Below are 21,232 nucleotides of genomic sequence, written 5' to 3'. Positions count from 1 at the left end.
AAATTATGTATGTTTTTTACATTTATGTTTACAGAGTGTAAACAGATCTGTTTACTTATTGCAAATGTAAACCGTTTAGTTTACATTTGCAATAAAATTCTTTTAGTCATGGAAAAAAAAACAAATCAAGCTTCAAAGTCCCCCAAAAGGGATGAAATGATTAAAATCGCTTATGCCATTTTTTACAAGAATGGTTTTCATGCCACCGGTGTAGATGCCATCGTTGATAATACTGGAATATCCAAACGAACACTTTACAAACACTTCACATCAAAAGAGGGACTAATTATTGCTACTGTTAATTATTACCACCAAATCACATATAGAGCAATAATTGATTTTATAGAAAAATCTACATTAGGCAACCCAGTTGATAAGGCTTTAATGATTTTTGACTTTCTTGTAGAACTAGTGGATGCTGGCAATCTTGACGGTTGCTTTGCAATGAATGCAAAAACAGAGTATGCCCATAAGGCCGTAGAAATAGAATCAGCCTGCGATGCCCATACCAATGCACTAAAGGCGCTCATTGAACAGTATCTGTTAAAGGCAAAAATTAAGGAAAGTGAATCGCTGGCTACCCAGGTGATCATGTTATTTGAAGGCGCAATTCTGCGAAGCAAAGGGACTAAAAGTTCGTTACCAATCAAATTAGCCAAGTCTGCCGCTAAAGTAATTTGTAACCAATCGTAATGTGGTTTTATAAAATCCTATAAAATTTTGAGAAAACACACTAATTATTGCGAATGTTAGATTAATCACTTAGCGTTTTTATATTTCAGTTTGCTTTATCCTGTTCTTTGCCTGGTTAAGAGAATATGCAAAACAATAAAAGCAATTTGACTACAACAAACAGCATTTAGGCTTTATTTGTACCCGCTTACAGCTGAATCTGCGGATAATGAATTTCGGGTTCGTAATCTAAAAACTGTCTTGCCAGAAAATACAATTCCTTCCAGTCCTGCCACAAATTGAATGTGAAAAAAGGAAACTAACATCGCCCGTATTCTAAAGTTGATGTAAACTGTCTGAACTAACCATCGCATGCATTCATCAACAATAGGAACCCAGTTTGATCCCTTATTGTTGGAAAGAAATAGTATAATTGGATAATAAAAAAAAGCGCACCCTTTGTTATTATAAGGTATGCGCTTTGAAATTGTGATCTACTTAAATAGGATATTAAATAATTTTCTTTACTCCCGGAATCAATAAAACAAGTGAACCAAATATGAAACTGCTTATTATTATCAAGGGAGTCATGACCAAAATTTTTACTGCAGGTTCAATATCCCAATTTCTCACACATAATATAAAAACGACTATAATTAACGGATGAAAAATGTATACCGCAAAACTGCTGCGTGAGGCTTTATTTAGCAGTTTTGACGTTTTATTCCAGTTTCTTTTTCCCTTAATTAAAAGCGTTATCATAATCGAAATACCAATCATTTGTTCCCATACTGCATATAACAATGCCTGCCAATGAAAACCTCCCGAAAACCAGGAAGAAGGTGCATTGAGTTTAAATTTCACAATAAAAAATACCGGAAAAAATAATAGACAAAACCATACTACTTTTTTGAGTTGCTTAGCTGTTTCTCCTGAAAGTTGATCAAACCAATTGTTTTTTGAAGCCAGTAAACCGATACTAAACAGTGCAATATATTGTGGGAAATGTCCTGGCTTAAATCCTATTGGTTTAAGAATCCATCCAACAGGAAATATAATTCTAACCAAAAAACTAATAATACCCAGAGCTATTGAGAATAATAGTATAGAGCGGGAATTAGGTACAGTTATAAGTTTGTCGAAAGTAATTTTGAACATCTTTTTTGCTGTTGCATAAAGTAACGTGAATAGCAATAAAGCAGCTATGAACCATGTCACACCTAAGTCAATCCAGTTGTTGTAGCCACTTAAATATTCGAAAAAAGTAATATGATGCTCCCTCCCAAAATAGTAAACCAAGTAACACATAAATGGGGTAAGAATGAAACAGTAGAATAATATTGGGGTTCCAAGTCGAATTAGCCTTTCTTTAATGAATTTAGAGATTCCTTTTTTAGAATAGGAAGAGCTGGTAAAATAGGCTGCCAATAGAAAGAAATAGCCCATAAAGAAAGATTGATTGATACTAATGCATGCTGTTGTAAAAATACGCATTCCTAAAAAACTAGTTTCTTCATTATAGTACCAGCCTTCAGAAGAACTATAAGCAATAAAAGTGTGATGAAGTACCACTAGTATGGTAAGAAGAGCTTTGATGTTGTCAATATAAAGAAGTTTTTTCGAAGACCCGGAATCATCATTCATGTATGCTGTTGCAGTTGTCATAATAATTTTTGTTTTGTGTTATTGATGGCAAACATACAGTAAGAAAATATAGTAATCTGAGGCTTGTTACTGATAACTAGGTTTTGTGATGAATAACAAGCTAAGTAATGCATTGGCTTCGAAGCTCCTGATAGTATGTGTTGAAGCTCTCAACCTGCTTTCTTGAAACTGGAATCTTAATATCAGTTTCATTGAATGAAAGAAAATATCCTTGTGAGTTTCCGGATACTTTTTCAATCTTAAACATATTGATCAAATAGGTTCTGTGGCATCTAAAAAAGTGTGGATAATCTGTTATTTGACTTTCAAATTGAGTTAAAGAAATTCTTTTTACTTCTGTGGTTGTTTGGCTGCCAATTGATTTTGTCAACTCGATATAGTTTCCATCAGCTTTTACAAAAAGCAACTGATCTATATTCAGGTTAAAATCATCTTGTTTTACTTGAGTGCTAATAAAAATATTTGATAGTAAAGCTGCTTTTTCGGCTTCAATTTGAAGTGGAATAAATTGAAGTATGAATGGTGAACCTTTTTTGGACTCCAAATAATAACTAGATAATCTTAGAAAAAAATAAAAAAACACACCAGCAACAAGACAATTTCTAATTTCTTCAAAAAGATATTTCAACGACCAGTTGTTAGAATTAGTGTAAAGTAAATCACGCATTAAAAAACTGGTAATGCCAATAAGAACAAATAAAATTCCAATATAGATATATTCTCTAAGTAAATTCCACTGGGTTTTATTTTTGACTTTTCTGACATAATTCAATGCTCTAAAATAAATAAACAAAATGAGAGCTGGTGCTAAAGCATGTAAAAAGCAAATAAAAAAATAATGCATCCTGAGCTCAGGATCATAAACTCCAAATGGTTTGAATGCTAATAGAAATAGTAGGATGATAAGAAAAACGGCAACCGAACTTTTTGGTAAATTTTGAGATTGGTATCGCCGGGGATATTCAATTTCATTTTTTAAATGTTCAGTGTTGAAGTAGAATCGCATTTAAAGGATTTATTTAGGTATAAAAATACAAAAAATACGCAGCTTGCGGCTTTTGGATTATTCGATTTAATAATAAAAAAAAGGTAAAATACTTTTTAAAGTATTTTACCTTTTTTGTGACCATGGAGGGATTTGAACCCTCACGCCCTTGCGAGCACCACCCCCTCAAGATGGCGAGTCTACCGTTTCTCCACATGGCCGAAAAAGAAAAAAGGTCAAGTAAATGAATACTCGACCTTTTGTGACCCGACTGGGGCTCGAACCCAGGACCCCATCATTAAAAGTGATGTGCTCTACCGACTGAGCTATCGAGTCATTGCTTCAAGAAACTTAATTTGTTAATCACAAAATTTGTGACCCGACTGGGGCTCGAACCCAGGACCCCATCATTAAAAGTGATGTGCTCTACCGACTGAGCTATCGAGTCATTATGTGTCTTGAACGCGGGTGCAAATATAAGGAGTTTATTTTATTATTTCCAAGCAAAATTATTATAAATTTGTCTTTTTTTAACCAAATTTCACAATGTCTTAGTTTATAAGGTTTTATTAAAATGAAAAAAATCATATTATTAGGTTATATGGGTTGCGGAAAGTCAACAATTGCCCAAAATTTATCAAAAACCACCAATATTCCGTTTCTGGATTTAGATAATTGCATCGAAAAAAAAGCAAATTTGTCTATAAAAGAGATTTTTGAGCAGCATGGGGAAATCTATTTTCGAAAATTAGAGCATGAAATGTTTGTGGAATTACTTCAATCTTCAGAAAACAGCATAATAGGTTTGGGTGGCGGAACACCATGTTACGCTAATAATCATGAGTTATTAAAGAGAGATGATGTTATCTCAATTTATTTAAAAGCTTCAATAGATACTTTATATAATAGACTAGTATATAATAAAAGTAAGCGTCCGCTAATTGCGAATATGGATGAGGAGGAAATGAGAGAGTTTATCGCGAAACATTTGTTCGACAGAAGCTTTTATTACAACCATGCGCAACATAAAGTTTCTGTCGATGATAAAACCGTTGAGGAAACAGTTCAGGATATTCTTGAGATATTAGCTTAAAGAAGCGTAATTACCTCCGTTTTCATCAAAAACAACTTTTACGTGTTCTAATAAAGATGTAGAGAGCGAAATTCCTTTGAAATCGGCTTTTACAGGATATTTTTTGTGATTTCGGTCAACAAGTACTGCTGTTTTAAATTTTTTCAATGGAACGTCGAGAAAATGGCGAACAGCGTATATTAAAGTAGTTCCTGAATTTAAGACGTCATCAACAAGTACCAGACCTTTGTTTTCGTATTCAGATATAGCCAAAGAAGTTTGTATGGGTAACTGAGGATTTTGTTTGTCTATGATAACTTCACATAAAGAAATTTTAAGAGTAGATATGTTGCTTAAGGCTAAGGCAATTTTTTCTGCAAAAATACATCCGTTGGTCGCAATTCCGGCTATCACAACTTCATCTTCATCAACAAAAGTCTCATAAATCTGATAGGCGATACGTTTTATTTTATGTTCAATTTCCTGATTGGTTAAGATGATGTTCTGGCTCATAATTTATTTTTTTGCTAATGTACAAATTTAAAAATTCCAATATAAAAGTTCCAAATTCCAATTTTATAAAGAAATTTCAAACCTTTAAATTCCAAATTCCAATGTAAGGAAGGGAATTTTATAGTTGTAATTTTGTAATTTGAGATTTAAAAATCGGAATTTAATTTTCCTCTTCATCATCAAAAATTTCATTACCATACTCGTCAATATCCCTTCGGTCTTTTTTAGTTGGTCGTCCTGTTCCGCTTTTACGGTAATGTTCTTTGGATAGTTTTAATAATTCTAAATGTGCATAAGCTTCCGGCGGTGTTTCGTTTTTACGATATATGTCGACAAGTTTTGCTCCGACACGACTTTCGGGGATATCCAGTACAGTTATAATTTGTGTAATCTGATCTTTTCTAAATGTGATTCTGTCTGTAGGAAAAACTTCTTTAGAAGGTTTTGCTACCTGACCATTTACGGTGACATGGTTCTTTTTACAGGCCTCAGTAACCATATTTCGTGTCTTGTAATATCGCACGCACCAGAGGTATTTATCTATTCTCATAATTTTTCTAAAATCGGAGTTAAATTCTTTACAAAAATAAATCAATATTGTATCTTGCGCACCTAAAAAATTAACAATAATGAATAAATTTAAATATTTTTTTATTTTACTAACTGCTGGTGCTGCTTTGGTCTCCTGTAATAAAAATGATGATGATGATGATGTTGTAACCGTTCCTTTGAAGGATTATACAGAACAATTTAAGGCTGATAATGATTCGATTGAAAAATATCTAAAAAACAATTATATTGAAGAGGTTACAGCAGATTTTGATATAAAGATAAGTAAGATTCCTGAAGGGGGAACACAAACTTCTATATGGGACCAGACTGTTTACCCTTTGCAGTCCAGAGATGTTTATAATGATGATATTACCTATAAAGTTTATTATTTAGTACTCAATGAAGGAATTGGAGAGGCACCATGTAATGTTGATGGAATTAATGCATCTTATGTTGGTAATTTGTTGGATGGGACAGTTTTTGACACATCTAATAACTTAGGAAGAGTTTTTTATTTAGATGATCCATTACTTAGAGATGGTTGGAAGGAGATTATGCCTAAGTTTAAAGCAGGGAAGGCTAAACCTGTAAATGCTGATGGTACAATTACTTATACTGATTTTGGTGCAGGCGTAATGTTTTTGCCTTCTGGGTTGGCTTATTATGAAACAGGTTCGGGTTTGATTAAAGCATATACTCCTATTGTTTTTAGTGTTAAATTATATGCTATACAAAGGTTAGATCACGATAGAGATGGAGTTTTGGATTTTAATGAAGATATTAATGGGGATGGGTATGTTTATGATTTTAGAGACAAGGTAAAGTATCCTAATCCACCTGCTAATTTAATTGATGATACAGATGGTGATGGTATTGCTGATTTTATGGATATTGATGATGATGGAGATGGGTATACAACTCTTTTAGAAATTACAAAGCCAGCCGGAAAAGTGGGCAGGGTTATGGAAAATGGTGTAGAGGTAAATTACGGGCCAAGTAAGTACTTTCCATTTGAAGCTTTTGCTGTAGAAGATGATCCGACAACACCTAATATAAATGAAGCGTTGAATAGTGAGCCAAGAGGGATTCCTTCGTTTTTGAAAACTATAACAGAAAATGGTGTAACAAGGAATGAATATGATTATACTACATCAGGCAGAAAAAAGATTCATCTTGATAAAGATTATAATACGATTAAAGTTACTACGGTAACAGCAAAAAAATAAAATATTGAGATTGGAAAATAAAAAACCTCGAAATGTTAATTTCGAGGTTTTTTTATGTTTATATAAGTTAAAACTTATTTTTTTATTATTTTTATGTGTTTAATTTAAGAAAAAGATTATATTTGTTTTGTAATATTAAACTTATAAAAAATGAAAAAATTAATCGGGTTGTTTGTTTTGTTAATTACAATTTCATGTAGCAATGAAGATCAGATGGAGTCTAATAGCACTCCAGTATCAAATTTGTCTTCCTCAGTATTAGATGGAAAAATGCTGTCTTTTAAAAATGAAGAATCTTTTATTAAAGAATATTCTGAAGTATCGGAAATGAAATCCTCTAAAGAAGTTCAGAACTGGATTTCAAAGAAAGGACTTGAGTCATTGTTGAATAATGCGGCTGATAATTCTGTTGAAATGGAAGAAGATATTTTGTCTGATTCACGAATAATTTATTCAGATGGTTTGAAAGCTATCTTAAATGCTGATTCAAAACTTAAAATAGGAAACAAGGTTTTATGGCTTAATGAGCGTGCTTTTTATATACTAGAAAATAAGGATGTTGATAAAAGTACTCAAGAACTTATTTCTTTAAAAGACAATTTAGAAGTTTATGGTAAATTATTGAATTATTCGGATTCTAAAAGTCGCACAAGTTTAACTGGAAGGGATGTTATACCAAATGAAAACAGAAGTAAAACATACGTTGTAGGTTTGCCAAATAACAATAGATATGTTTTAGATTTATTTAATGAAACAATCGTAATAAATGGTCAAATATCTACTAGTAAAATGTATGTGCGATATACTTTGCAATATAAATCTTGTTCATTTTGGAGGTGTACATGGAAACAGGATACAACAACACCCTGGCATATTTATTTATATAGTTTGACAAGTACAGTTGGTGGTGAATATGGTCCATGGTTTTTTAGCAGTCTTGATACAAATACTCTGATGTATGGACAGAAGACTTTTTTATTGGCAACTTGGGGATTTAGAGCTCCTGCTCTTCCTCAGTATGTTAATTTTAACGTTTCTGGGAATATTCAATGGAAATATGCCTCCTCATCAACTACATATCCGCAAGAGATATCGTGGTATTAAATCTTATAAAAATTGTTAAAAAAAGAGGCTGTCCAAAATTTCGGACAGCCTCTTTTTATTGTAAAGAAAAACTGAAAATTTATTTTCTTTTAATAACTCTTTCTACAGCTTCAACAATCGCCTGATTGTTTAGTTTGTATTTCTCCATTAATTGTTCTGGAGTTCCAGATTCACCAAAACTATCTTTAACGGCAACAAATTCCTGTGGAGCAGGAGTGTTTAAAGCTAATACTCTCGAAACGCTTTCTCCAAGACCTCCAAGAATGTTGTGTTCTTCTGCAGTTACTACACATCCTGTTTTTGATAATGATTTAAGGATCGCTTCTTCATCAAGAGGTTTGATAGTGTGAATGTTGATTACTTCAGCAGAAATTCCTTTTGCTTCTAAAGCTTCTGCAGCAATAAGAGCTTCCCAAACTAAGTGTCCTGTTGCTACAATGGTTACGTCAGTTCCTTCGTTTAATAAAATTGCTTTTCCAATTACGAATGGTTCGTCAGCAGGCGTGAAGTTAGGTACAACCGGACGTCCAAAACGTAAGTATGCAGGTCCATGGTGTTCAGCTAAAGCTAATGTTGCAGCTTTGGTCTGATTGTAATCGCAAGTATTGATTACAGTCATTCCCGGTAACATTTTCATTAAACCAATATCTTCAAGGATTTGGTGTGTTGCTCCGTCTTCTCCTAAAGTTAAACCAGCATGAGAAGCACAGATTTTTACATTTTTATCAGAGTAAGCAACAGACTGACGAATTTGGTCGTAAACTCTTCCTGTAGAAAAGTTAGCGAAAGTTCCTGTAAATGGAATTTTTCCTCCAATTGTTAAACCTGCAGCGATTCCAATCATGTTAGCTTCTGCAATCCCGATTTGGAAAAAACGCTCAGGATGATTTTTTTTGAATTCATCAAATTTCAATGATCCAATCAAGTCAGCGCATAATGCAACAACTTTTTCGTTTTTCTGACCTAATTCAGTCATTCCCGCTCCAAAGCCTGAACGGGTATCTTTACTTCCTGTATTTGTATATTTTTTCATTTTTGTTTTTTTGCTGTATGCGTTATGCATTAGGCGAGAAACCAAGTTTAGCGCTTAAAGCATAAAGCTTTTTTTAATAATCTGAATTTCCTCCAGTGTTATAATTTTGTTCTAAAGCAGTTGCAAGCTGTGCATCATTTGGTGCTTTACCATGCCAAGCATGACTGTACATCATATAATCTACACCGTTACCCATTTCAGTATGAAGTAATACGCAAACCGGTTTTCCTTTTCCTGTTCTTGCTTTTGCTTCGTTCATTCCGTTAATGATTGCTTCGAGGTCGTTTCCTTTAGTGATTTCAATAACATCCCAGTCAAAAGCTTCAAATTTGGCACGCAGGCTTCCCATTGCTAGGACTTCGTCAGTTGTTCCGTCGATTTGTTTTCCGTTAAGGTCAACAGTTGCGATAAGGTTATCTACTTTTTTTGCAGAAGCATACATGATAGCTTCCCAGTTTTGACCTTCCTGTAATTCACCATCTCCGTGTAAAGTATAAATCAAATGATTATCACCATTTAATTTTTTTGCCTGTGCAGCACCAAGAGCGACAGACAAACCTTGTCCTAATGATCCGGAAGCCATACGAACTCCAGGTAATCCTTCGTGAGTTGTTGGGTGTCCTTGTAAACGAGAGTTTAATAATCGGAAAGTAGCAAGCTCTGAAACAGGAAAATAACCGCTTCTCGCTAAAACGCTATAAAAAACAGGTGAGATATGGCCATTTGAAAGGAAGAAAAGATCTTCTCCTATTCCGTCCATATCAAAACCTTCTTTACGTTCCATAATGTTTTGGTAAAGTGCTACCAAAAATTCAGTACAACCTAATGAACCACCTGGGTGACCTGAGTTGACAGCATGTACCATTCTAAGAATATCTCTTCTTACCTGGATCGTTAAATCGCTTAATTGTTGTGTGTTAGGCTTCATTTTATATGTAAAAGTTAAACTGGTGCAAAAGTAATTTTTATTTTGCGGGCTGACAAATGATTTTCTGCTTTAGTTTGCCGCAATTGTGAAATTCCGGTGCTTTTTTTATTAATCTTAAAAAAATAACTGAAATGATTTGAATTTTCGAAAAGAGATGTTTTTGTTTTGTTGTTTTTTGATGAAATTTAAAAATAAAAAAAGCCCCAATGGGACTTTAATTTGAAGTGAGTTTGTGTTTTTTATTCTGTATCACCTTCGCTGTAGTAATTGTTCTCTTCGTCTTCAGAACCAATATCTTCCTGTTGGTCATCAAGTTCTGAGCCCGGAATATCTAAGTCGTTTCCCAATTTGTCACTGTTTTGTTTCCACTCGTGATTGTCGTTATTGATTATTCTTTCTCCAGAAATGTTCTGAGGGTCAATGTCTTCTAATCTTTCTTCTTGATTGTAAATGTCTTCGTTTGCATCATAATTCATGTTTTCAAGGTTTCTTTCGATTTGGTCATCCTTGATTTGATCTAATTTTTCATCTGCGTTTATCATGACTATTAAATTTTTTAGTTGAATATTAAAATTACAAAAGGAATTGCTGAAACTGTTATACTTTAATAATCTGATTGTTGCAGTTTTTACATTCGTTTGCCAATAAACTTTTAGAAAGGCCGTTTGCGTTAGGGATAATAGTGGCATCTCCCGATTTAGAAAAACAAGGCTTTTTTTAGCCGTAGTTTTTGTTAATCGGGAATATAGCGGATAGCCCGACCCTTGGGGAACGCCCAAATAAAAAATGAAATTTCAATTGGAGAAAATTCAAATTCCAAGTTTGTAAAATCATTATCTAATTTTCTAATTGTCCAATGAGTAATTCCCCAAATTCCAGGTTTGTTAATCATTATCTAATTTTCTAATTGTCAAATTATCTAATTCTCGAAATTAACCTATCTTTGCGCTCTGAAAAAAGAAACAGATGAAGTTTGATTTATTACAAAAAGATCCGCAATCAAAAGCGAGAGCAGGAAGTATAACAACCGATCATGGTGTAATTGAAACGCCTATTTTTATGCCTGTTGGAACGGTGGCTTCGGTAAAAGGGGTGCATCAGCGTGAGCTGAAAGACGATATTAATCCGGATATTATCCTTGGAAACACCTATCATTTATACCTGCGTCCGCAAACTGAGATTCTTGAAAAGGCAGGCGGATTGCATAAATTCATGAATTGGGATCGTAATATTTTGACAGATTCTGGTGGATATCAGGTTTATTCTCTTTCTTCGAACAGAAAAATCAAAGAAGAAGGGGTGAAGTTTAAGTCACATATTGACGGTTCATACCACTTTTTTACGCCTGAAAATGTAATGGAAATTCAGCGTACGATTGGAGCTGATATTATCATGGCTTTTGATGAATGTACGCCTTATCCTTGTGATTACAGATATGCACAGCGTTCGATGCACATGACACATCGTTGGTTAGATCGTTGTATTAATCATCTGGAAAAAGTGCCTTATAAATACGGTTATGAGCAAACGTTTTTTCCTATTGTTCAGGGGAGTACGTATAAAGATTTGCGCCGCCAGTCGGCTGAATACATTGCGAATTCCGGACAACAAGGAAATGCTATTGGCGGATTGTCAGTAGGGGAGCCTGCTGAAGAAATGTATGCCATGACAGAAGTTGTTTGTGAGATTTTACCGGAAGATAAACCCCGCTATTTGATGGGAGTCGGAACTCCTATTAATATATTAGAAAATATTGCGTTAGGAATTGATATGTTTGACTGCGTAATGCCAACCCGTAACGCAAGAAACGGAATGTTGTTTACGGCGAACGGTACTATTAATATCAAAAACAAAAAGTGGGAAGCTGATTTTTCGCCAATTGATGAAATGGGGCATACTTTTGTAGATACAGAATATTCAAAAGCTTATTTGCGCCACCTGTTTGCTGCTAATGAATATTTAGGAAAGCAAATTGCTACGATCCATAATCTTGGTTTTTATATGTGGTTGGTTCGTGAAGCCAGAAAACATATCCTGGCAGGTGACTTCAGGCCATGGAAAGAAATGATGGTTAAAAATATGAGTCAAAGACTATAAAAAAGTTTTTTTTGTTTCAGGTTTTATGTTTCATGCTTCTCTATGGCAACTTGAAACGTGAAACCTGAAACTTGAAACAAAAAAACAAAAACATATGCTGACAATAATAGATAAGTATATTTTAAAAAGATATTTAGCCACTTTTTCGGTGATGATTCTTTTATTTATTCCCATCGGAATTGTAATTGATGTTTCTGAAAAGGTGAATAAAATGCTGGAAAACAAAATTCCTTTTACGCAAATTGCCATTTACTATTATAACTTTACTGTTTATTTTGCGAATTCGCTGTTTCCTATATTTTTATTTTTATCGGTAATCTGGTTTACTTCAAAACTTGCAAATAATACGGAGATTATTGCTATTTTAAGTTCGGGAATTTCATTTACGCGTTTTTTGCGTCCTTATATTATTGGTGCTTCTATCGTTTCGGTTTTTGTACTTTTAATGGGATTTTTTATAGTCCCTGCTGCCAGTGAAGGTTTTAATAATTTTAGGTATACGTACTTAAAGGGAAATGGCAAACAGTTAATGCGTGGTGAAAATACCAATGTTTACAGGCAGATTAATGATAACGATTTTATTTTTGTAAATAGTTTTAATGAAGAAACTAAAACAGCTTTTAATTTTTCATTGGAGCATTTTGAAAAAGATAAACTTACTTATAAAATTACTGCCAGCCGAATTACCTGGGATCCTAAAAAGAAGACTTATGTTTTGTATGATTATACCAAAAGAACGGTCGGGGAACTCAACGATGTAATCGAGAAAAACCCTGAAAAACCGGTAAAGTTCAAGTTTGAGCTGGCTGATTTAACACCGGTTGTTTATATCGCAGAAACGCTTTCTCTAGGCGATTTAATTGATTTTATTGATAAGGAACGCAAAAGAGGTTCAGCAAATATAAATACTTATTTGGTCGTATTATATAAGAAATACAGTGTGCCGGTTTCTGCTTTCATTCTAACTATTATTGCAGTGGCGGTTTCGTCTATGAAGCGTCGTGGCGGAATGGGAATTAATCTGGCCATAGGAATTGCAATTGCTTTTTCATTCGTATTTTTTGATAAAATATTTGGTACTCTTGCCGAAAAATCAACTTTCTCACCTTTTTTAGCTGTGTGGTTTCCGAATATTGTTTTCGGGGCTCTGGCAATTTACTTACTACGCAATGCGAAACGATAATTTAAAAAGCTATTTAAATCTTCATTTAATAGTTTTTATATGGGGATTTACGGCTATTCTTGGGGCTTTGATTACTATTGATGCCGATAATCTGGTTTGGTACAGAATGTTGTTGGCTTTAATTTTTTTAGGTGCTTTTATTATTTACAAAAAACAATCTTTTCACGTTCCGGTAAAGGAACTTTTTAAGTTGGTTTTTGTAGGCTTGTTAATTGCTCTGCATTGGATATTCTTTTTTAAAGCTATTCACGTTTCAAACGTTTCGATTACGCTTTCCATATTTTCATTAGGCGCTTTTTTTGCTTCATTGTTAGAGCCGCTTTTCTACGGAAGAAAAATATTGTGGTACGAAGTTTTTTTTGGACTAATCATTATAGCTGGATTAGCTTTGATACTACAGGTAGAAATAAAATATCTTACAGGAGTTTATTATGCATTGGCATCTATCATATTAGGAGTTGTATTTACTTTACTAAATGGTAAATTAATCTCAGATCATGAGCCTTCGCTTATAACATTTTATGAATTTGGTGCTGGCGTTTTCTTTATCTCTCTTTATTTTTTAATACAGGGAAAATTTAGCGTAGATTTTTTTACGATCTCGTTAAATAATTGGGCTTTATTGCTCATTTTAGCTTCGGTTTGTACGGCTTATGCGTTTACAGCTTCTGTAAAAGTAATGCAGCGCTTAACGCCTTATACCGTTATGTTAACTACTAATTTAGAGCCTGTTTACGGAATTATACTGGCTTATTTTATACTTGGCGGAAAAGAAAAAATGAGTGTTGAATTTTATATTGGAGCGCTGATTATTGTAATTACGGTTATTTTAAATGGTGTTTTCAAACATTCTCAAAACAAGAAAAAAAAGTAATCTTTTACTTATTTATAAATTACGTATTAATACTTTAGTGTGAATTATTTACACCAATGATATAATATTTTTATATTTGCGGTTCGATTTAAAAACAAAATTCAAAAATCCATGGAATATTTAGATTTTGAGCTTCCAATCAAAGAACTTGAAGAACAGCTGGAAAAGTGTGTTATAATTGGAAAAGAATCTGATGTTGATGTAACACCTACCTGTAAGGAAATCAACAAAAAATTAGAGCAAACTAAAAAAGAAATATATAAAAATCTTACCGCCTGGCAGCGTGTACAATTGTCAAGGCATCCAAACAGACCTTATACTTTAGATTATATCAGAGCAATCTGCGGAGATACATTCTTAGAACTTCACGGAGATCGTGGGTTTAAAGATGATAAAGCAATGGTTGGCGGATTAGGAAAAATAAACGGTCAGTCGTTTATGATTGTGGGCCAGCAAAAAGGTTTTAATACAAAAACGCGTCAGTACCGTAATTTTGGTATGGCAAATCCCGAAGGATACCGCAAGGCTTTACGTTTGATGAAAATGGCAGAGAAATTTGGAATTCCGGTTTTAACTTTGGTTGACACCCCGGGCGCATATCCTGGACTTGAAGCAGAAGAAAGAGGACAGGGAGAAGCTATAGCCAGAAATATTTTTGAAATGGTTCGTCTGAAAGTGCCAATTATTACAATTATTGTTGGAGAGGGTGCTTCCGGAGGAGCTTTAGGAATAGGTGTTGGAGACAGGGTTTATATGTTAGAGAATACTTGGTATTCTGTGATTTCTCCTGAATCATGTTCTTCAATTTTATGGAAAAGCTGGGAGTATAAAGAGCGTGCGGCAGAAGCTTTGAAGTTAACTTCATCTGATATGAAAAAGCAAAAATTAGTGGATGATGTTATTCCGGAACCACTTGGCGGGGCACATTACGACAGGGAAACTACTTTTAAAACTGTAGCAGAATATATTACAAAAGGATATAATGAACTGAAAGATTTATCAACAGCCGATTTAATTGCCCAGAGAATGGACAAATACAGTAATATGGGCGAGTATAAAGAATAAATTCATATTAAATGATATTAAATCCGAAGCCTTACAGTTTCGGATTTTTTTTTGGTTATGAACAAAAAAGACTTACTTATAAACAAATATTACTTATAACTAGATAGTAATGTTTTTTTAAATTTCGCTAATTTCGCTAAATGGAAAATTTCAAAAATATAAACCCTGTAAAGGTAGATAAAACCACCATAATTAATTTAGAAAAAGGAAAACTACCACCACAAGCGCTTGATTTAGAGGAGGCTGTCCTTGGCGCAATGATGATTGATAAAAAAGGGGTAGATGATGTAATTGATATTTTACAGCCTGATGCATTTTATAAAGACGCACATAAATATATTTTTGAAGCTATTATTCAGCTTTTCACAGAAACGCAGCCTATTGACCTGCTTACCGTTTCCAGCCAATTAAAAAAGAATGGAAAATTAGAGTTAGCCGGAGGTGACTTTTATTTGATTCAGCTGACACAAAAAATTGCTTCTTCTGCACATATCGAATTTCACTCCCGTATCATTCTTCAGAAGTTTATTCAACGAAGTTTAATTCGTATTTCATCTGAAATTATCGAAGCATCGTATGATGAAACTACAGACGTTTTTGATTTATTAGACCAGGCCGAATCAAAACTATATGAAGTAACTCAGGGAAATATCAAACGTAGTTCTGAAACAGCACAGAGTTTAGTTTTACAAGCTAAAAAGAAAATTGAAGAGATTTCTAAAAAGGAGGGATTAAGTGGTGTTGAAACTGGTTTTACGAATTTAGATAAGCTGACTTCAGGATGGCAGCCTAGTGATTTAATTATCATTGCGGCCAGACCAGCAATGGGAAAAACAGCATTTGTACTTTCTATGGCCAGAAATATTGCGATACAATACGGACACGGGGTAGCTTTGTTCTCTCTTGAGATGGCATCAGTTCAGTTGATTACCAGGTTGATTTCTTCTGAAACAGGATTGTCATCAGAGAAATTGCGTACTGGAAAACTGGAACCTCATGAGTGGACCATGTTGAGTACCAAAGTAAAAGATTTAGAAAAAGCGCCTTTGTTCATAGATGATACCCCATCGCTTTCTATTTTTGATTTAAGAGCAAAATGCCGTCGTTTAGCTTCGCAACACGGTATTAAAATCATTATTATCGATTATTTGCAGTTGATGACTGCTGGAGGAAATAATAAAGGAGGAGGAAATCGTGAGCAGGAAATTTCTACAATTTCCCGAAACTTAAAAGCTTTAGCAAAAGAACTTAATGTACCTGTAATTGCACTTTCTCAGCTATCGCGTGCTGTAGAAACGCGTGGATCAAGTAAACGACCTTTGTTATCGGATCTTCGTGAATCTGGAGCTATTGAGCAGGATGCCGATATTGTTTCGTTTTTATATCGACCAGAATATTACAAAATTGATGAATGGGATGATGATGAAGCATCGCCAACAGCTGGCCAGGCAGAAATTATGATCGCTAAGCACCGTAATGGAGGTATTGAAAACATTCGATTAAAATTTTTAGGACATCTTGGTAAATTTGATAACCTGGATGATTTTTCAGGGAGTTACGATGATCTGCCATCAAAAATGAATCATGATGATAATCAGTATATCACTAAAAATCTGCCGTCTGCAAATGAAGCTTTTGGAAGTAATCTGAATGAAGATGATGATGATAGTGATGTGCCGTTTTAAGATTGAATTAAAGTTTAAATAATCTACTATATATAAAGAAAGGGAAAAATCATTTGATTTTTCCCTTTCTGATTTTAAAGAATTTATAAAACCTTTTTGAATTATTTTTTCAGAATCAATTTATGAGTAATTAATTTACTGCCTTTCTTTTCTGTAATAAAATAAACTCCATCAGATTGATTTTCAAGGTTAATGGTGTTAATTGTATCAGATGTAACTTTTGCTGTTTTAATAGTTTGTCCTAATTGATCTGTAATATTTAAATCAGCATCGTGATCAGTTTGTATGTTTACAATACCATTGTTTGGATTTGGATATATTACAAATTTAGATTTTTCTTCAACATTAGGATTAGATAAACTGCTTACAAGTACACATGCTGATGTAACACTGCAAGTTCCTATAGTTACAACAACTGCATATGAACCTATGGCAGTTGGAGTGAATGATTGTCCATTCTCACCAACTAATACTGTAGCAGGACATTGAATCCACTGGTATGTGGCAGCTGACTGATTAGCAGTTATAGTTGCTCCAACAAGTGTAGTTGTAGAATCTAAAGCTGCCGGCTGTGTAATTGTAAAATTTCGTGTTGCCGTACATGCATTAGCATCTGTTATGGTTACGGTATAGTTTCCTGGGGCAAGTCCGGTTGCTGTAGCAGCTGTTCCTCCTAAAGGAGACCATGAATAGGTATATGTACCAGTACCACCTGAAGCAGTTACAGAAGCCGAACCGTTCGATCCACCATTACATGACACATTGGTTTGTGAAGTAGTTGCTGTAATAGCTGTAGGATGTGTAATTGTAAAGTTGCGTGTTGCCGTACATGCATTAGCATCCGTTATGGTTACGGTATAGTTTCCTGGTGCAAGTCCGGTTGCTGTAGCAGCTGTTCCACCTGAAGGTGACCAGGAATAGGTATATCCACCAGCACCACCTGAAGCAATTACAGAAGCAGTTCCGTTAGTTCCTCCGTTACATGATACATTGGTCTGAGACCCAGTTGTAGTGATTGCCGTTGGCTGTGTAATTGTAAAGTTGCGTGTTGCAGTACATGCATTAGCATCCGTTATTGTTACGGTATAGTTTCCTGGTGCAAGTCCGGTTGCTGTAGCAGCTGTTCCTCCTGAAGGTGACCATGAATAGGTATATCCACCAGCACCACCTGAAGCAATTACAGAAGCAGTTCCGTTAGTTCCTCCGTTGCATGATACATTGGTCTGAGACCCAGTTGTAGTGATTGCCGTTGGTTGTGTAATTGTAAAGTTGCGTGTTGCCGTACATGCATTAGCATCCGTTATGGTTACGGTATAGTTTCCTGGTGCAAGTCCGGTTGCTGTAGCAGCTGTTCCTCCTAAAGGTGACCATGAATAGGTATATGCACCAGCTCCACCTGAAGCAGTTACAGAAGCAGTTCCGTTAGTTCCTCCGTTGCATGATACATTGGTCTGAGACCCAGTTGTAGTGATTGCCGTTGGCTGTGTAATTGTAAAGTTGCGTGTTGCAGTACATGCATTAGCATCCGTTATTGTTACGGTATAGTTTCCTGGTGCAAGTCCGGTTGCTGTAGCAGCTGTTCCACCTGAAGGTGACCATGAATAGGTATATGCACCAGCTCCACCTGAAGCAGTTACAGAAGCAGTTCCGTTAGTTCCTCCGTTACATGATACATTGGTCTGAGACCCAGTTGTAGTGATTGCCGTTGGCTGTGTAATTGTAAAGTTGCGTGTTGCAGTACATGCATTAGCATCCGTTATTGTTACGGTATAGTTTCCTGGTGCAAGTCCAGTTGCTGTAGCAGCTGTTCCACCTGAAGGTGACCAGGAATAGGTATATGCACCAGCACCACCTGAAGCAATTACAGAAGCAGTTCCGTTAGTTCCTCCGTTGCATGATACATTGGTCTGAGACCCAGTTGTAGTGATTGCCGTTGGCTGTGTAATTGTAAAGTTGCGTGTTGCAGTACATGCATTAGCATCCGTTATTGTTACGGTATAGTTTCCTGGTGCAAGTCCGGTTGCTGTAGCAGCTGTTCCACCTGAAGGTGACCATGAATAGGTATATGCACCAGCACCACCTGAAGCAATTACAGAAGCAGTTCCGTTAGTTCCTCCGTTACATGATACATTGGTCTGAGACCCAGTTGTAGTGATTGCCGTTGGTTGTGTAATTGTAAAGTTGCGTGTTGCCGTACATGCATTAGCATCCGTTATTGTTACGGTATAGTTTCCTGGTGCAAGTCCGGTTGCTGTAGCAGCTGTTCCTCCTGAAGGTGACCATGAATAGGTATATGCACCAGCTCCACCTGAAGCAGTTACAGAAGCAGTTCCGTTAGTTCCTCCGTTACATGATACATTGGTCTGAGACCCAGTTGTAGTGATTGCCGTTGGTTGTGTAATTGTAAAGTTGCGTGTTGCCGTACATGCATTAGCATCCGTTATGGTTACGGTATAGTTTCCTGGTGCAAGTCCGGTTGCTGTAGAAGCTGTTCCACCTGAAGGTGACCATGAATAGGTATATGCACCAGCTCCACCTGAAGCAGTTACAGAAGCAGTTCCGTTAGTTCCTCCGTTACATGATACATTGGTCTGAGACCCAGTTGTAGTGATTGCCGTTGGCTGTGTAATTGTAAAGTTGCGTGTTGCAGTACATGCATTAGCATCCGTTATTGTTACGGTATAGTTTCCTGGTGCAAGTCCGGTTGCTGTAGCAGCTGTTCCACCTGAAGGTGACCATGAATAGGTATATGCACCAGCTCCACCTGAAGCAATTACAGAAGCAGTTCCGTTAGTTCCTCCGTTGCATGATACATTGGTCTGAGACCCAGTTGTAGTGATTGCCGTTGGTTGTGTAATTGTAAAGTTGCGTGTTGCCGTACATGCATTAGCATCCGTTATGGTTACGGTATAGTTTCCTGGTGCAAGTCCGGTTGCTGTAGCAGCTGTTCCACCTGAAGGTGACCATGAATAGGTATATGCACCAGCTCCACCTGAAGCAATTACAGAAGCAGTTCCGTTAGTTCCTCCGTTGCATGATACATTGGTCTGAGACCCAGTTGTAGTGATTGCCGTTGGTTGTGTAATTGTAAAGTTGCGTGTTGCCGTACATGCATTAGCATCCGTTATGGTTACGGTATAGTTTCCTGGTGCAAGTCCGGTTGCTGTAGCAGCTGTTCCACCTGAAGGTGACCATGAATAGGTATATCCACCAGCACCACCTGAAGCAATTACAGAAGCAGTTCCGTTAGTTCCTCCGTTGCATGATACATTGATTTGTGACCCTGATGTGGTTATTGCTGTTGGTTGTGTAATGGTAAAGTTCTTTGTAATTTGTGTTAATTCGCCATCTGTTATTGTTATAGTATAGTTTCCTGCAATAAGACCAGTTGCTGTAGCAGCTGTTCCTCCTGAAGGTGACCAGGAATAGGTATAAGGTGCCACTCCACTAGAGGCTGTTACGCTTGCGACTCCAGTAGCCCCTCCATTACAGGCAATATTTGTTTGAGCTGTAGTCGCTGATAAAGCGCCATTCGTAGTAAATGTTAAATCTGAACCATAATTTGTTCCTGCGGAATTAATGGCATATGCTCTAAAATGTACAAGTGTTCCTGGAGGCAATGAAGGAATAACTGCACTAAAAATTCCTGTTCCAGTTCCGTTTATAATTTTGTTATTTGAAGTTGTAGGATTGCTGGTTGTTGCCCAAACAATTCCTCTTTCTGTTACAGGAGCACCTCCATCAGCACTAACATTTCCTCCCAATGTTGCTTTTAAAGCCCCTATTCCAATCGCTGCAGTTGTAGTCACTGTTGGCAGTACGACTGTAGGTGCTTCTATAATGCGAAAATTGTCTATAGCAAATTCTTGAGTTCCAGTGGCATCAGCACTTACGCGGAAACGAAGATCTAATAAAGCTCCAGCTCCAGTAATGTTCCATTCAATATCTTGAAAAGTTCTTGACAAAACTGCACCATCCCCTAATTTATTTCCATCTGTGTCTACTCTTAGTCGTTTTTGTGTAAATCCGTTAGTAGGGGCTTGTTCAGGATATATTCCTCCTAATAATGTCCATGAACCGCCATCAATCCTATATTCAATTTCTAAAAAGTCATATGAAGTAGGAAAATCTGTTATATTTTGCCAGTCATGTCCACTATTTGCAGCAAATAAACCTTTAAATGACAATCCTGTTTTTCCAGCTATATTGATTCCAGTCCAGGTAATATTTTGAACTTTATCAGCTGCATTATTAACTCCGGTACCAACTTTGTCTATATCTTCTCCAGCCCAAAACTTTGTGCCTTCTTTATTTTGATATGAATTAGTTGTTTCAGGAGCCGATGCAGCTTGTAATTGTATATTAGTACCATCTGTTCTTAAAAAATAATAAGAATAGGGGCTTGATGGTCCTCCTGTATTGTATGATGAAGTTCGAACTCCTGAGCTTGGAGCTCCCGTATCTTCAAAAGTATCACTCCAAATTTGTGTCTGAGCACTTCCTTCTATCCAAAAGAGAGAGAGGAGAAATATAAAAATTAAAGTAAAGTTTTTTTTCATGATTACATAGTTTTAATTA

17 protein-coding genes, 3 tRNA genes and 1 pseudogene are annotated in these 21,232 nt (G+C 35.7%); 9 read left to right on the top strand and 12 right to left on the bottom strand.

The features are described 5' to 3' along the window. Positions 1-108 precede the first annotated feature (108 nt). The gene (locus OZP09_RS07440; protein WP_281310544.1) at positions 109-693 is read left to right on the top strand and encodes a TetR/AcrR family transcriptional regulator; all 585 of its coding nucleotides are present in this window, start codon (positions 109-111) and stop codon (positions 691-693) included. Between the two features lie 190 nt (positions 694-883). Here the strand turns inward: OZP09_RS07440 and OZP09_RS07435 are convergent. The 6 genes and pseudogenes from OZP09_RS07435 to OZP09_RS07410 all read right to left on the bottom strand — a co-directional run. Then, positions 884-1,082 (bottom strand): annotated as a pseudogene (locus OZP09_RS07435) (FAD-binding domain-containing protein); the annotation flags it as partial. 100 nt (positions 1,083-1,182) lie between these two features. After that, on the bottom strand, positions 1,183-2,337 hold the full coding sequence (locus OZP09_RS07430; RefSeq protein ID WP_269237221.1) for an acyltransferase family protein: 1,155 nt from the start codon (positions 2,335-2,337) through the stop codon (positions 1,183-1,185). Positions 2,338-2,437: 100 nt separating this feature from the next. Further along, positions 2,438-3,343, bottom strand: coding sequence for a LytTR family transcriptional regulator DNA-binding domain-containing protein (locus OZP09_RS07425; RefSeq protein ID WP_281310543.1), 906 nt, complete (start codon positions 3,341-3,343; stop codon positions 2,438-2,440). A gap of 117 nt (positions 3,344-3,460) precedes the next feature. Continuing rightward, positions 3,461-3,543: transfer RNA gene (locus OZP09_RS07420), tRNA-Leu, on the bottom strand. Between the two features lie 42 nt (positions 3,544-3,585). Then, positions 3,586-3,658, bottom strand: a tRNA-Lys gene (locus tag OZP09_RS07415). 39 nt (positions 3,659-3,697) lie between these two features. Continuing rightward, a tRNA-Lys gene (locus OZP09_RS07410) sits at positions 3,698-3,770 on the bottom strand. A gap of 126 nt (positions 3,771-3,896) precedes the next feature. Between OZP09_RS07410 and OZP09_RS07405 the strand changes: the two genes are divergently transcribed. Further along, complete coding sequence (locus tag OZP09_RS07405) at positions 3,897-4,415, top strand: shikimate kinase (RefSeq protein WP_281310542.1); 519 nt, start codon at positions 3,897-3,899, stop codon at positions 4,413-4,415. Here the strand turns inward: OZP09_RS07405 and OZP09_RS07400 are convergent. Both OZP09_RS07400 and OZP09_RS07395 read right to left on the bottom strand, forming a co-directional pair. Continuing rightward, positions 4,407-4,907 (bottom strand): phosphoribosyltransferase domain-containing protein, encoded by a 501-nt coding sequence (locus tag OZP09_RS07400; RefSeq protein WP_269237219.1) that lies wholly within the window; start codon positions 4,905-4,907, stop codon positions 4,407-4,409. The genes OZP09_RS07405 and OZP09_RS07400 overlap by 9 nt on opposite strands. A 160-nt stretch (positions 4,908-5,067) precedes the next feature. After that, a complete protein-coding gene (locus tag OZP09_RS07395) occupies positions 5,068-5,457 on the bottom strand; it encodes an RNA-binding S4 domain-containing protein (RefSeq protein WP_269237218.1) in 390 nt (129 codons plus the stop codon). A gap of 79 nt (positions 5,458-5,536) precedes the next feature. On the opposite strand from OZP09_RS07395, the gene bamM reads away from it, so the two are divergent. Together bamM and OZP09_RS07385 are read left to right on the top strand one after the other, a co-directional pair. Beyond that, the gene (gene bamM / locus OZP09_RS07390) at positions 5,537-6,685 is read left to right on the top strand and encodes a BamM family beta-barrel-assembly machinery protein (RefSeq protein ID WP_269237217.1); all 1,149 of its coding nucleotides are present in this window, start codon (positions 5,537-5,539) and stop codon (positions 6,683-6,685) included. Positions 6,686-6,835: 150 nt separating this feature from the next. Further along, positions 6,836-7,789: a hypothetical protein gene (locus OZP09_RS07385; protein WP_281310541.1), complete on the top strand. Its 954-nt coding sequence runs from the start codon at positions 6,836-6,838 to the stop codon at positions 7,787-7,789. 79 nt (positions 7,790-7,868) lie between these two features. Here OZP09_RS07385 and OZP09_RS07380 read toward each other — a convergent pair whose 3' ends face one another. The 3 genes from OZP09_RS07380 to OZP09_RS07370 all read right to left on the bottom strand — a co-directional run bounded on the left by OZP09_RS07380 (position 7,869) and on the right by OZP09_RS07370 (position 10,292). Further along, positions 7,869-8,822 carry a transketolase family protein gene (locus OZP09_RS07380; protein ID WP_281310540.1) on the bottom strand — a complete coding sequence of 318 codons (954 nt, stop codon included), beginning with the start codon at positions 8,820-8,822 and terminating at the stop codon, positions 7,869-7,871. A gap of 73 nt (positions 8,823-8,895) precedes the next feature. After that, entirely contained in the window at positions 8,896-9,750 is an 855-nt protein-coding gene (locus tag OZP09_RS07375; RefSeq protein WP_269237215.1) for a transketolase, read from the bottom strand. A 239-nt stretch (positions 9,751-9,989) separates the two neighbouring features. Then, positions 9,990-10,292 (bottom strand): hypothetical protein, encoded by a 303-nt coding sequence (locus tag OZP09_RS07370; protein ID WP_269237214.1) that lies wholly within the window; start codon positions 10,290-10,292, stop codon positions 9,990-9,992. Between the two features lie 424 nt (positions 10,293-10,716). Between OZP09_RS07370 and tgt the strand changes: the two genes are divergently transcribed. The 5 genes from tgt to dnaB all read left to right on the top strand — a co-directional run bounded on the left by tgt (position 10,717) and on the right by dnaB (position 16,654). Beyond that, positions 10,717-11,847, top strand: coding sequence for a tRNA guanosine(34) transglycosylase Tgt (gene tgt / locus OZP09_RS07365; protein WP_269237213.1), 1,131 nt, complete (start codon positions 10,717-10,719; stop codon positions 11,845-11,847). 94 nt (positions 11,848-11,941) lie between these two features. Further along, positions 11,942-13,030, top strand: a complete 1,089-nt coding sequence (locus OZP09_RS07360) for an LptF/LptG family permease (protein WP_223682035.1) — start codon at positions 11,942-11,944, stop codon at positions 13,028-13,030. Beyond that, on the top strand, positions 13,017-13,904 hold the full coding sequence (locus OZP09_RS07355; protein ID WP_281310539.1) for a DMT family transporter: 888 nt from the start codon (positions 13,017-13,019) through the stop codon (positions 13,902-13,904). Before OZP09_RS07360 ends, OZP09_RS07355 begins: the two co-directional genes overlap by 14 nt. A gap of 111 nt (positions 13,905-14,015) precedes the next feature. Further along, on the top strand, positions 14,016-14,969 hold the full coding sequence (locus tag OZP09_RS07350) for an acetyl-CoA carboxylase carboxyltransferase subunit alpha (protein ID WP_223682037.1): 954 nt from the start codon (positions 14,016-14,018) through the stop codon (positions 14,967-14,969). Between the two features lie 140 nt (positions 14,970-15,109). Continuing rightward, positions 15,110-16,654, top strand: a complete 1,545-nt coding sequence (gene dnaB / locus OZP09_RS07345) for a replicative DNA helicase (protein WP_223682038.1) — start codon at positions 15,110-15,112, stop codon at positions 16,652-16,654. A gap of 101 nt (positions 16,655-16,755) precedes the next feature. Here dnaB and OZP09_RS07340 read toward each other — a convergent pair whose 3' ends face one another. Then, positions 16,756-21,213 carry a beta strand repeat-containing protein gene (locus tag OZP09_RS07340; RefSeq protein ID WP_269237212.1) on the bottom strand — a complete coding sequence of 1,486 codons (4,458 nt, stop codon included), beginning with the start codon at positions 21,211-21,213 and terminating at the stop codon, positions 16,756-16,758. Between the last annotated feature and the right edge of the window lie 19 nt (positions 21,214-21,232).

This window comes from Flavobacterium flavigenum (assembly GCF_027111255.2).
In the GTDB taxonomy this organism is placed as follows: Bacteria; Bacteroidota; Bacteroidia; order Flavobacteriales; family Flavobacteriaceae; genus Flavobacterium; species Flavobacterium flavigenum.
The sequence above is the reverse complement of the archived record's forward strand: the minus strand, read 5'-3'. Positions and strand labels throughout refer to the sequence as shown.

What these genes read in the sequence shown, in the direction of transcription:
- OZP09_RS07360 (WP_223682035.1), top strand. Translation starts at nt 11,942, where the DNA reads ATGCTGACAATAATAGATAAGTATATTTTAAAAAGATATTTAGCCACT.
- OZP09_RS07380 (WP_281310540.1), bottom strand. Translation starts at nt 8,822, where the DNA reads ATGAAAAAATATACAAATACAGGAAGTAAAGATACCCGTTCAGGCTTT.
- OZP09_RS07425 (WP_281310543.1), bottom strand. Translation starts at nt 3,343, where the DNA reads ATGCGATTCTACTTCAACACTGAACATTTAAAAAATGAAATTGAATAT.
- OZP09_RS07405 (WP_281310542.1), top strand. Translation starts at nt 3,897, where the DNA reads ATGAAAAAAATCATATTATTAGGTTATATGGGTTGCGGAAAGTCAACA.
- OZP09_RS07400 (WP_269237219.1), bottom strand. Translation starts at nt 4,907, where the DNA reads ATGAGCCAGAACATCATCTTAACCAATCAGGAAATTGAACATAAAATA.
- OZP09_RS07375 (WP_269237215.1), bottom strand. Translation starts at nt 9,750, where the DNA reads ATGAAGCCTAACACACAACAATTAAGCGATTTAACGATCCAGGTAAGA.
- OZP09_RS07430 (WP_269237221.1), bottom strand. Translation starts at nt 2,337, where the DNA reads ATGACAACTGCAACAGCATACATGAATGATGATTCCGGGTCTTCGAAA.
- tgt (WP_269237213.1), top strand. Translation starts at nt 10,717, where the DNA reads ATGAAGTTTGATTTATTACAAAAAGATCCGCAATCAAAAGCGAGAGCA.
- bamM (WP_269237217.1), top strand. Translation starts at nt 5,537, where the DNA reads ATGAATAAATTTAAATATTTTTTTATTTTACTAACTGCTGGTGCTGCT.
- OZP09_RS07440 (WP_281310544.1), top strand. Translation starts at nt 109, where the DNA reads ATGGAAAAAAAAACAAATCAAGCTTCAAAGTCCCCCAAAAGGGATGAA.
- OZP09_RS07385 (WP_281310541.1), top strand. Translation starts at nt 6,836, where the DNA reads ATGAAAAAATTAATCGGGTTGTTTGTTTTGTTAATTACAATTTCATGT.
- OZP09_RS07370 (WP_269237214.1), bottom strand. Translation starts at nt 10,292, where the DNA reads ATGATAAACGCAGATGAAAAATTAGATCAAATCAAGGATGACCAAATC.
- OZP09_RS07355 (WP_281310539.1), top strand. Translation starts at nt 13,017, where the DNA reads ATGCGAAACGATAATTTAAAAAGCTATTTAAATCTTCATTTAATAGTT.
- dnaB (WP_223682038.1), top strand. Translation starts at nt 15,110, where the DNA reads ATGGAAAATTTCAAAAATATAAACCCTGTAAAGGTAGATAAAACCACC.
- OZP09_RS07350 (WP_223682037.1), top strand. Translation starts at nt 14,016, where the DNA reads ATGGAATATTTAGATTTTGAGCTTCCAATCAAAGAACTTGAAGAACAG.
- OZP09_RS07340 (WP_269237212.1), bottom strand. Translation starts at nt 21,213, where the DNA reads ATGAAAAAAAACTTTACTTTAATTTTTATATTTCTCCTCTCTCTCTTT.
- OZP09_RS07395 (WP_269237218.1), bottom strand. Translation starts at nt 5,457, where the DNA reads ATGAGAATAGATAAATACCTCTGGTGCGTGCGATATTACAAGACACGA.